We start from the raw sequence: 10,092 nt of genomic DNA, 5'->3' as shown, positions 1-10,092 counted from the left end.
TCGCGAAACGTCGTCAAGCCTTGGTCGTTAGGCGCAATATCGCGATTTTCTTTTATTTTTTATTATATAAGTTTTGAATTTTACCTTAGAGCTTAGAGCCGAATCAAGATCTATTTTAGGTTCGACCGCTTTTCTCCCTTTTCTTGCTTTATATCGTAGGCTGAAATGTTTTGCAGAATATTCGGAATCGATCAGAACTACTTGCATCTATCTTTTGTTTAATTCTGCGAAAAGGGTTCGCTACTTTTATATTGTGAAAGTGAATTAGTCACTAATTGCTTTTATTCTATTTGAGGATTTCATAGAGTAGGGCTTGGGTGCAATGTGTTAGGGGCGATACTGCTGCCTAACTATCGGTGCTTCCGCTCCGCTCGGAGATCGCTTACGCGACTCACTCGCTCGGGCTACGCCACATTTGCTTCTGTCACTTCGTTTGCATGAGCAAACTCGTGCCATTGCAAACGTCGGAACACCTTGGTCGTTAGGCGAAATGCAAAAGAAAATTAGTGAGTTAAAATGAAACACTTATTAACACTTTTATTTATAATAGTCTCCTTTGGTGTGTGTCAACCCGGGATTAAAGATGGAAATGTGAGGGAAACAAAAGTTGCACAAAGCGCGTTCCCGTCAAAGGACATATACGAAAACGTAGTTTTCGAATTAAGTAAACATTTTGAAAAAGCAGAAATTAAGCAAAGATTAAAAGGCGAGATGATGAATGAAGTTATAGATCGCAATAAAGAGAAACTTTCTCGGCCCTATATTATTGCGAATTGTCAGGAGATCATTCAAATCATCGTGACAGATTCTAATAAAATGACTTATGATCCCGTCGCAAAGAAAGATATAGCAGTACATGTTATAATCGAATTTTATACATTTTCGTCAGAAAGTGAGGCAGATAAAAATATTGACTATATGAGGCTTGTTCCGCATTGGATTGAAAAAGGTCACGGAGAAATTTATGGGAATGTCGATCGGCATTCATACAGAATATCAAGCAAAGGTTCTGATTTGTTATTAAATAGAATTAATTTCATTATTCAACCCCCGATGCTTATTTATTTGCAAGAAAGAAAGTAGTTTGCACTTCGCCTAACTGTCGGTGCTTCCGCTCCGCTTCGAGCTCGCTAACGCGACTCTTGCTCGGGCTCCGCCACATTTGCTTCTGTCACTCGTCTTGCAGAGCAAGCCTCGCGCCATTGCAAACGTCGGAACACCTTGGTCGTTAGACGTAATGATGCTTTATAATTAATTGTATGTGGGAAGATAATCTAGTAGAGTATAAGGTCGAATCGGATTTAAAAGATATATTGAAAACTTTAGTTGGATTTGCAAATTCCGTGAAACCCGGTCATATAGCAAGAATTTATATCGGAAAGGATAATTCTGGCAAAGTTGTTGGTGTTACAAATCCAGATAATATTCAGAAGAAAGTCCGAGAGATCGCAGACAAAATTTATCCGCCAATCGTATGGAAAAGTAAGGTAGAAGTCGAAAAAGATATTTCTTACGTAATTGTTGAAATTGAATATAGTGAAGAAACTCCCCATTTTGGTGGGCAAGCCTGGGTAAGAAAAGGGTCTGAAACAATTTTAGCAAGTCCAGAAGTATTTAATCAGTTAATAGCAAAGCGTTCTAGTAAAATTCGAACATTGGGCTTGTATTTAAACGCTACTGTAACCGTAACTGGTGATTGGTCTAATTTACCTTTCACTCAGATGGGAGACTTCGGACAATCAATACAATATTTAATTGAACATCGGTGGCCTGAAGCAGATACATATGCACAATTGACTGAAGTCAATAATCATTGGATAACGTTAATAACGATTAGGGAGTTGAGACGAATATCTGAGCCCTTAGAAAAAGTGATTCTTAGCTACGACAATAAATCTAGTAGATTAAAACTTATTATAAAATATTAGTATAAAAGCATCACTACGTCTAACTATCGGCTCTGACGCTTCGCTTCGAGATGCTACGCACTCTCGCTCCGGGCTCCGCCACATTTCGCTTTGTCACTCGTCTTGCAGAGCAAGCCTCGCGCCAAGTCCTTTCGGACTCGCGAAACGTCGTCAAGCCTTGGTCGTTAGTCGCCATAATTTAATAAACTAAACAATGCAAGATGAGCACACCTAGACATCCTATCGTAGTTCATATAGATTTGATCTTAGAAACCTACACTATGTATCAAATTGCCGATGATTTGAAAGAAGGAAATGTCCTTGATATAAATAAAAAGAAGAAAGCACTTTATAAAAGTACAATAGTACAATTATGTGCAGCTTGGGAATCTTTTTTAGAGGCAGCCGCTCTTAATGGTACTAAATTTCTGGCTCAAGAGGCAAAAAAATCCGGTGATCTTCCGGCTCATCTATTGGTATCAATATCGAATTCATTAAAGAATCAGAAAGATGAACGTGCAATATGGAAAATTAGCGATAATGGCTGGCGAGAAGAAATAATTTTGAATTGTGAAAGATTATCTCAAGACTTCAACACTGCCAGACCTAAGCAGATAGATAAGTTCATTTGCGACACATTAGGGATGAAAAATCTGAGTCATTCGTGGAAATGGAAGAATAATTCTTTTGAACAATCTGTAAAGAGACTTGATAAGTTTATGACGCTAAGAGGAGGTATAGTACATAAACTCATTGAGACAGAAAATATTCATCTGAATGCTTTAAGAAATTATACAACTTTTATTGTTAAATTGGCGATTATAAGTTCAGATGCCATTCGTGAATACTTACATTCTTTAGTTGGAAAGTATCCATGGAGTAAGGTACCAAAGTCGAGAGAAGTTGATTAGCCAAATTACGGCGACTAACTATCGGTGCTTCCGCTCCGCTCGGGGCTCACTTCGTGACCCACTCGCTCGGGCTACGCCACATTTGCTTCTGTCACTTCGTTTGCAGAGCAAACTCGTGCCATCGCAAACGTCGGAACACCTTGGTCGTTAGGCGCAATATCGCGATTTTCTTTTATTTTTATTATATAAGTTTTAGATTTTACCTTAGAGCCGACCAAATCCAAGATCCACTTTAAGTTTCGACCGCTTTTCCCCCTTTTCTTGCTTTATATCGTAGGCTGAAATGTTTTGCAGAATGTTAGGAATCGATCGGAACTACTTGCATCTATCTTTTGTTAAATCCTGCGAAAAGGGTTCGCTACTTTTATAATTTGAAAGTAAATTTGCCACTAATTGCTTTTATTCTATTTGAGGATTTCATAGAGTAGGGCTTGGGTGCAATGTGTTAGGGGCGATACTGCTGCCTAACTATCGGTGCTTCCGCTCCGCTCGGAGATCGCTTTCGCGACTCACTCGCTCGGGCTCCGCCACATTCGCGTCCGTCACTTCGTTTGCAGAGCAAACTCGTGCCGTTGCGAACGTCGGAACACCTTGGTCGTTAGCCGAACATCGAGCACAACATTTGTTCTTTTTCAAAAATCTGTTATTTCAGTTGTATTTTAGGTCTTTTAAAAGATAAAATACTTGCAATTAACCCAGTTATTACTATTGTTATAACATGGATGCTTCATCAGTAAAAAAAACAACAATTCGGGCAATAGGGAATTCCGCTGGGGCTACAATTCCTAAAGTACTTCTGGAAAAGTATAATTTTCATGAAGGGGATACTGTCTTTCTTTTGGAAACTGAAGCAGGCATTCTTTTGTCTCCATACGATCCTGATTTTGAAGAGGCTATGGACATTTACCAAGAAGGCTCTAAAAAATACCGTAATGCTTTAAGAGAATTGGCTAAATGAAGCAAGAGCCTAAATGGTTAAATAAGAAAATCGTCGAAGCAATTCATTTAGATCAAGTTAAACAGCATGGTGGATCTCAGGGGATCCGAGACCAAGGGCTTCTGGAATCGGCTCTTGATCGCCCAAAGAATAAATGGGTATATGATTCATCTTCTAGTATTTTTGATTTAGCTGCTTCATTATGCATAGGAATAGCCAAGAATCATCCATTCATTGATGGGAATAAACGCGTAGCTTACATGGTTACGTATGTATTTCTCGGATTAAATGGATATAGTATAGAAGTGCCAGAAGAAGAAGTCGTATCGATTATGCTTCGAGTTGCAGATGGAAGCATAGATGAAATCAATTTATCAACTTGGTTAAAAGATAGTTCAAATCCTCGTAAGTAGGTGCTCGACGTCGGCTAACTATCGGTGCTTCCGCATCGCTGCGGGATTGCTACGCAACCCTTGCTTGGCCTTCGGCACATTTGCTTCTGTCACTACGTTTGCATTAGCAAACTCGCGCCATCGCAAACGTCGGAACACCTTGGTCGTTATGCGCCATATTCTGAAATTTATACATAAACAAGGAAAATATGAAAACAGCTAAACTATTACTCTTTCTTTTATTGATATTACCATTATCAGTTTATTTCGCAGATGATGAAGGGAAGGAAGAGCTAGTGGTTATCAAACCATCTCAGTTGAGAGAAGAACCTTCTTCTGACTCAAAGTTGATTTTTAATCTTTATCCGACACTACTTATTAAAAGTAAGATCGCTGAAGCTAATGGCTGGGTTAAGGTTGATAGCGGTTTTTGCACGCTAAAGAAGGAACATGAAGTATGTAATTCAGCGGAAGGATATATTCCTTCTGATGCTTTGGCTAAGTTTGATCGGAGCAAATTTGTTGAGTTGAAGCTCTCAAAGACAATCAAGTTTACCAATTTCAATTCTAATCCTGAGCTTAAATACGTTTTAGAAAAGGATGGATCATTTTATCATTTTGATCCAATTTGCGGTGGAGGAACTGGAAAATGTGGAAAGAGCAAACTTTTTAGGATTCATAATATAATTTGGGGAAAGCCACTTGCCAGTGATTATGTTTATAAGTTTTTTATAAATGACAAAGGACAAATATGTGCTCCTTACCCAGGAAAAGATCATAATTATCCATGCAGCCAAGAATCAATTCAATAGCAGAAACAGAATACGGCGCATAACTATCGGTGCTTCCGCGTCGCTTCGAGCTTGCTTACGCAACTCTCGCTCGGGCTACGCCACATTCGCGTCCGTCACTTCGTTTGCAGGGCAAACTCGCGCCGTTGCGAACGTCGGAACACCTTGGTCGTTAGGCGAAATCATTGGCTGATTTGCTTTATTATGAAATGAAGAAAATAGAATTGAATTTGGCTGGAATGGATTTTTCTATATATGAATTCCAAGAAATTGGTAGTGTAGAAGAATTCTTAAGAGCGAATAAAAGCGATTTTTACGATAAACGGTCAGAAATTCCAAAATATTTGGATGATGAGCCAGAATATAAGAAGTTCTATTTAAGAGGAGGAAAAGTTTCATCGAAAGTTAAGGAAGATGCAGCAGTCTGGGCATTAGCTAGAGTTTTAGCAAAAGAAAGTTTGGGCGAAATTGATCCTAAGATAGGTGATACGATTCAAATAAATCCTTTTGGGCAAGATCCAACTGATGGCAAAAGTGATTGGGTCTTTCGTTCGCATTCATCTATACCAAAGCGTGAAAATGAAAGAGTTGATATTGATCGTCTTCTGTTTCTTAAAAAAGATCGTCGGGTTATCAGTATGCACCTTTGCCAAGTTTATTCACCAGAATCTGCAAAGGCAGATCTTGAAGACAAATTGAAGGATAAGAATAGGCAATTGCCTGTAATTAGTCATATGATGGGTCAAACGGCAAATATTGAGATCTTGTTTCTTCTCGATAGTCTAAATCATACTGATGCTTCAAATGTAATTGAAGTATGTTCAACATTTATCAAAAAATATAATAAAGAAATACGCCCAAATTCATACATTAATATTATTGTTTGGTCAAAGAATGCGGTAAAGGTATATAGGGCAAAGTTGTCTTAAGATTGAAATTTATAATCTCGGCAACGGCCAATGACTTCGTCTAACTATCGGTGCTTCCGCATCGCTTCGAGCTTGCTTCGCAACTCTCGCTCGGGCTACGCCACATTCGCTTCCGTCACTTCGTTTGCAAAGCAAACTCGCGCCGTTGCGAACGTCGGAACACCTTGGTCGTTAGCCGCCATTATATACATCACTTATGAAAGATGAAATCCTAAATGAATTCGATAGAAATAGGAACATTTATGATAAATGCTCTACTACAATTAAACAATTACTGACGCATTTGATTTCTGAAAAGAAAGTAAAAGTTCTTGATATAACTAGTAGAGTAAAATCGAAAGAAAGCTTGTCTGAAAAAATAGATCTAAAACAAAAATATCAAAACATCAAAGATATAACAGATATATGCGGATTTCGTATAGTTACATATTTAGAGAAGGATGTTGATGCCGTTGCCGATATCATCAAAAACGAATTTTTACTAGATATGAAAAATTCGAAGTTAGAGAAGACAAGTAGCAATCCCGAAGTTTTTGGCTATAAATCATTGCATTTTATTTGTCAAATTTCTGATTCTCGAGCAAGTCTATCAGAGTATAAAACATTCAAGGATCAGAAATTTGAAATACAATTGCGATCAATTTTGCAACATTCATGGGCCGAAATTGAGCATGATTTAGGATATAAACTTACATATACAATTCCCAAACATCTCCGCCGTAGGTTTTCAAGAGTTTCAAGCTTGCTTGAATGGGCCGATGAAGAATTCAATTTCTTAGAAAATGAAATAAAACAATATCGAGAATCGATAGAAGAGATAGCAAATGACTATAATAGTGAAATTGATAGAGAAATAATGACATACTATATATCAAAAGATAGAGACTACATAGAATTGAATGAATCTATTAGGCAACTTATCGGTGCTGAGTTTGTTAGGGGAGGGTCTGGTATACCTGAGGTAATAGATACTGAAATATATTGGTTGCGTGAATTTGAAATTTTATCACTTCCAAATTTGAAAGAATGCTTACGAAAGAATAAAGACAAAATATTAGAATTCGCAGAAAAATGGATTAGTAAAACTGATATGTCGCCACCGTCATTATGGCCTACCGTCGGATTATTTTATATTAATTATATATTGTTGATGAATAGCGGATATGACATTGAAAAATATTTTAATAAAAGATCGTTGAATGTCATAGGAATTGATGGAGAAATTGCAATTCAGAGATATATGCGAATTAAGGAAGAACTTTCTTAATTTTTATTTAACGGCGGCTAACTATCGGTGCTTCCGCTCCGCTTCGAGATCGCTAACGCGACTCTCGCTCGGGCTTCGCCACATTTGCTTCTGTCACTTCGTTTGCATGAGCAAACTCGCGCCATTGCAAACGTCGGAACACCTTGGTCGTTAGACGTAATGGCGAGACAATTGCATATTTAAGGGGAAAGATTTAAAAGTCTGATTAAAAATAGTTTTGGAACGAATTAATCTATCTCATATATTAAACACGATTAAAGGTCCATATTTAGAAATAGTCTCCAAATATGAAAAGATTCCGAAATACCTTATTGATAACCTTAACAGTTTCTTTTCAATCTGTGTAGCTGCAGAAATTGAACGTTTATTAGGAGAGGAATGTGATCCTATTATTGATTGGCAAAAGTTCGTAGTAATTTCCGATGAAAAATCGTTGAAGGTTGATAGATCGATGATTCTGAAATCTATATCCATCATTTTTACTAAGAAAGGACCAGGCATTCATTTCATCTCAGATAGTGAGAAGAATTTTAGTGATCAAGACTATAGCTTATTTCTGGCTTGTACTCATTCCAAAGATATTTATTTAAATTCTCAGAATTTAGAATTGCTTAAGGCTTATTTTCCAATTAAGAAGCTATTTTTGGGATTTGAAAATCGTATTGTATGGCCTAGACAAATTAAACTTAAAAATTTGCTTTTAAAGTTTCTTTCTATAGGTTTATCTGGCGACCGTCATTATAGTGAGAAGGAGATTAATGATTATCTTTCTTTTTTCCATAAGGACTTTGCTTTGTTAAGAAGATATATGATTGAATTGAAATACTTATATCGTTTGCCAGACGGTAGTAAGTATTCTCGCCACTACGTCTAACTATCGGTGCCTCCGCGCCGCTCAGGGCTTGCTATCGCAACCCGCTCGCTTGGGCTTCGCCACATTCGCTTCCGTCACTTCATTTGCAAAGCAAACTCGTGCCGTTGCGAACGTCGGAGCACCTTGGTCGTTAGACGCAATCACAAATAAACGTTGAGTAAGAAAAATGAAGAAAAATCATATTGAAAATTTAATAGAGAACTATAATCGCCTCAAGGGAATAGGATTGAGTAGTCATTATGTAGAGCACGAATGGAATGGATATGAATTCGAAGATATTCAGAATTTATATAATGAAGTAACGAGAATATTTGACTTAGCGATTTCTAATAATATTTTATCAGGGGTGACATTATCGATAAACTTCTTTAATGAAATGAATAATCAGTTAGGGATTGCAACTAATAATCTCCACACTTTTATTGCTGAAGAGGCTAGCAAAGTAGCTAAAGATCAAGCTTTTCCACAAATAATGTCTGCATTAGATCGTATCTTGCAAGCTTTACGGTCTTATAATATAGCTTCTCTTAGTTTAGGAGGCCAAGTACTTCAGAATGAAGTTGAAAAACTATATACTCTTAGTTCTGAGGCCCAAGAAGCGCTGGAAGGTGTCTTAGAGCTTACTAACCTTTCAAAAAAAGTGCTTTTAGAAGTAAATAGCACTAAAATCTCTGAAGCTTTTGCCAAGAGAAAAGTAAGTATAGTTAAACAGAAATTGCTTTGGCTTGCACTTGTTCTAACTTCAGTAGGCGCTTCATTCCTTATATCGTATTTAATCGTTTTGCCGTTTTTTGACCGATTTAATAACAGTAGTATCTTAAGCTCTTCTCTAGAGAAAAAGGCAATCGAAACAATTAAATTGGATCAAACGGGCGTTGAGAAATCTGATCCATTCGCTGGTGCCTATATGGGAATTGTATTAAGAATCTCTCTTCTTGCACCCTTTATTTATTTGTTAGTCTTGGGAATAAATCAATATAACAAAGAAAGGGAATATGAAGAGCAATACGCTCACCGAGAGGCAATTTCATCTTCAATACCTGGATATCATGGCTTAATCGAGGACGATGAAATTAAGGATCAACTTGCTAAGGATGCCTCTACAATAATATTCGCCGTTCCTCAATTGTCGAAAGAAGATGGAGTCAATAAAAAAGCTTTGCAACTATTTGAAAAATTAATTCCCATAATTGATAAAAGAGTTAAGTGATATGTGTGACGGCGTATAACTATCGGTGCTTCCGCTACGCTTCGAGCTTGCTTCGCAACTCTCGCTCGGGCTACGCCACATTTGCTTCTGTCACTTCGTTTGCATGAGCAAACTCGTGCCATTGCAAACGTCGGAACACCTTGGTCGTTAAACGCCATTTCTTCAATATTAATTTATAAGAATGATTAAACAAATAAATGACAAAGCTACTACCTTATTCTTTCTTGAGTTGGTCAGTCTAATATTATATTTTTCTGTACCTGTAGTACTTGAACGAGCATATGCTTCTAGTGTTTTCGAAACATTATTTATATTGCTACTTTTTCTATTTCCAGCTAGCGCCCTTATTTCTGCAATTTACAGTGTATACTTGATCTTGTATATATTCTTTGCCCGTCGCTCTGACTTAAAATATGCATTACTATATTTATATAGTGTGCTGGCAATTCTTCTTAGTTTAGTAGTTGCTTTTTCGTTATTATTTGGCAAAGATATAATTGGAGTTGCATCAGAATCTCTTCTTAAATCGATTTTCACCTTACTGCCAATAGCGCTGCTTATTTCTTTAGCTCTAATTCGCTTAATCCTTATTTGATGATTGCTGTATTGATACAGATAGAGTGAAAGTTATTTGATTAATTAGTTAGCAAGCGAAACGGCGTTTAACTTTCGGCTTGTACGCTGCGCTTCGAGCTTGCTTCGCAACTCTCGCTTGGCCTTCGGCACATTTCGCTTTGTCACTCGTTTTGCAGGGCAAAACTCGCGCCAAGTGCTTGCGCACTCGCGAAACGTCGTCAAGCCTTGGTCGTTAGTCGACATATGGCTTAAAATATACTCTCGTTAGAATTATTGAAATGCTAATCTATCTCCAAAG

11 protein-coding genes are annotated in these 10,092 nt (G+C 37.4%); 10 read left to right on the top strand and 1 reads right to left on the bottom strand.

Going from position 1 to position 10,092, the window contains the following annotated elements; all coding sequences use genetic code 11:
- Nucleotides 1-516 precede the first annotated feature (516 nt).
- The 8 genes from CH362_RS18910 to CH362_RS18865 all read left to right on the top strand — a co-directional run bounded on the left by CH362_RS18910 (nucleotide 517) and on the right by CH362_RS18865 (nucleotide 7,134).
- Nucleotides 517-1,083 (top strand): hypothetical protein, encoded by a 567-nt coding sequence (locus CH362_RS18910; protein ID WP_100711876.1) that lies wholly within the window; start codon nucleotides 517-519, stop codon nucleotides 1,081-1,083.
- Nucleotides 1,084-1,259: 176 nt separating this feature from the next.
- Entirely contained in the window at nucleotides 1,260-1,928 is a 669-nt protein-coding gene (locus tag CH362_RS18905) for an AlbA family DNA-binding domain-containing protein (RefSeq protein ID WP_100711875.1), read from the top strand.
- A 260-nt stretch (nucleotides 1,929-2,188) separates the two neighbouring features.
- Complete coding sequence (locus CH362_RS18900) at nucleotides 2,189-2,818, top strand: HEPN domain-containing protein (RefSeq protein ID WP_100711874.1); 630 nt, start codon at nucleotides 2,189-2,191, stop codon at nucleotides 2,816-2,818.
- A 718-nt stretch (nucleotides 2,819-3,536) separates the two neighbouring features.
- Complete coding sequence (locus tag CH362_RS18890; RefSeq protein WP_020770165.1) at nucleotides 3,537-3,776, top strand: AbrB/MazE/SpoVT family DNA-binding domain-containing protein; 240 nt, start codon at nucleotides 3,537-3,539, stop codon at nucleotides 3,774-3,776.
- Nucleotides 3,773-4,168: a type II toxin-antitoxin system death-on-curing family toxin gene (locus CH362_RS18885; protein ID WP_100711873.1), complete on the top strand. Its 396-nt coding sequence runs from the start codon at nucleotides 3,773-3,775 to the stop codon at nucleotides 4,166-4,168. The genes CH362_RS18890 and CH362_RS18885 overlap by 4 nt, the downstream gene beginning before the upstream one ends.
- Before the next feature lie 188 nt (nucleotides 4,169-4,356).
- Nucleotides 4,357-4,959, top strand: coding sequence for a hypothetical protein (locus CH362_RS18880; protein ID WP_100711872.1), 603 nt, complete (start codon nucleotides 4,357-4,359; stop codon nucleotides 4,957-4,959).
- A 164-nt stretch (nucleotides 4,960-5,123) separates the two neighbouring features.
- Nucleotides 5,124-5,867, top strand: a complete 744-nt coding sequence (locus tag CH362_RS18870) for a hypothetical protein (protein WP_100711870.1) — start codon at nucleotides 5,124-5,126, stop codon at nucleotides 5,865-5,867.
- Between the two features lie 196 nt (nucleotides 5,868-6,063).
- Nucleotides 6,064-7,134 (top strand): GTP pyrophosphokinase, encoded by a 1,071-nt coding sequence (locus CH362_RS18865; protein WP_100711869.1) that lies wholly within the window; start codon nucleotides 6,064-6,066, stop codon nucleotides 7,132-7,134.
- 17 nt (nucleotides 7,135-7,151) lie between these two features.
- On the opposite strand, the gene CH362_RS19555 is transcribed toward CH362_RS18865, so the two are convergent.
- Nucleotides 7,152-7,259: a TraY domain-containing protein gene (locus CH362_RS19555; RefSeq protein ID WP_125169739.1), complete on the bottom strand. Its 108-nt coding sequence runs from the start codon at nucleotides 7,257-7,259 to the stop codon at nucleotides 7,152-7,154.
- Between the two features lie 92 nt (nucleotides 7,260-7,351).
- Here CH362_RS19555 and CH362_RS18860 point away from each other — a divergent pair, with 92 nt between their 5' ends.
- Together CH362_RS18860 and CH362_RS18855 are read left to right on the top strand one after the other, a co-directional pair.
- Nucleotides 7,352-8,008, top strand: a complete 657-nt coding sequence (locus CH362_RS18860; RefSeq protein WP_100711868.1) for a DUF2087 domain-containing protein — start codon at nucleotides 7,352-7,354, stop codon at nucleotides 8,006-8,008.
- A gap of 166 nt (nucleotides 8,009-8,174) precedes the next feature.
- The gene (locus CH362_RS18855; protein WP_100711867.1) at nucleotides 8,175-9,218 is read left to right on the top strand and encodes a hypothetical protein; all 1,044 of its coding nucleotides are present in this window, start codon (nucleotides 8,175-8,177) and stop codon (nucleotides 9,216-9,218) included.
- The last annotated feature ends 874 nt before the right edge of the window (nucleotides 9,219-10,092 follow it).

The sequence above is a fragment of the Leptospira saintgironsiae genome, from assembly GCF_002811765.1.
Taxonomy (GTDB): domain Bacteria; phylum Spirochaetota; class Leptospiria; order Leptospirales; family Leptospiraceae; genus Leptospira_B; species Leptospira_B saintgironsiae.
This window is presented reverse-complemented; position numbering and strand designations above follow the sequence as displayed.

What these genes read in the sequence shown, in the direction of transcription:
- CH362_RS18910 (WP_100711876.1), top strand. Translation starts at nt 517, where the DNA reads ATGAAACACTTATTAACACTTTTATTTATAATAGTCTCCTTTGGTGTG.
- CH362_RS18900 (WP_100711874.1), top strand. Translation starts at nt 2,189, where the DNA reads ATGTATCAAATTGCCGATGATTTGAAAGAAGGAAATGTCCTTGATATA.
- CH362_RS19555 (WP_125169739.1), bottom strand. Translation starts at nt 7,259, where the DNA reads ATGGCGCGAGTTTGCTCATGCAAACGAAGTGACAGAAGCAAATGTGGC.
- CH362_RS18880 (WP_100711872.1), top strand. Translation starts at nt 4,357, where the DNA reads ATGAAAACAGCTAAACTATTACTCTTTCTTTTATTGATATTACCATTA.
- CH362_RS18865 (WP_100711869.1), top strand. Translation starts at nt 6,064, where the DNA reads ATGAAAGATGAAATCCTAAATGAATTCGATAGAAATAGGAACATTTAT.
- CH362_RS18885 (WP_100711873.1), top strand. Translation starts at nt 3,773, where the DNA reads ATGAAGCAAGAGCCTAAATGGTTAAATAAGAAAATCGTCGAAGCAATT.
- CH362_RS18890 (WP_020770165.1), top strand. Translation starts at nt 3,537, where the DNA reads ATGGATGCTTCATCAGTAAAAAAAACAACAATTCGGGCAATAGGGAAT.
- CH362_RS18905 (WP_100711875.1), top strand. Translation starts at nt 1,260, where the DNA reads ATGTGGGAAGATAATCTAGTAGAGTATAAGGTCGAATCGGATTTAAAA.
- CH362_RS18855 (WP_100711867.1), top strand. Translation starts at nt 8,175, where the DNA reads ATGAAGAAAAATCATATTGAAAATTTAATAGAGAACTATAATCGCCTC.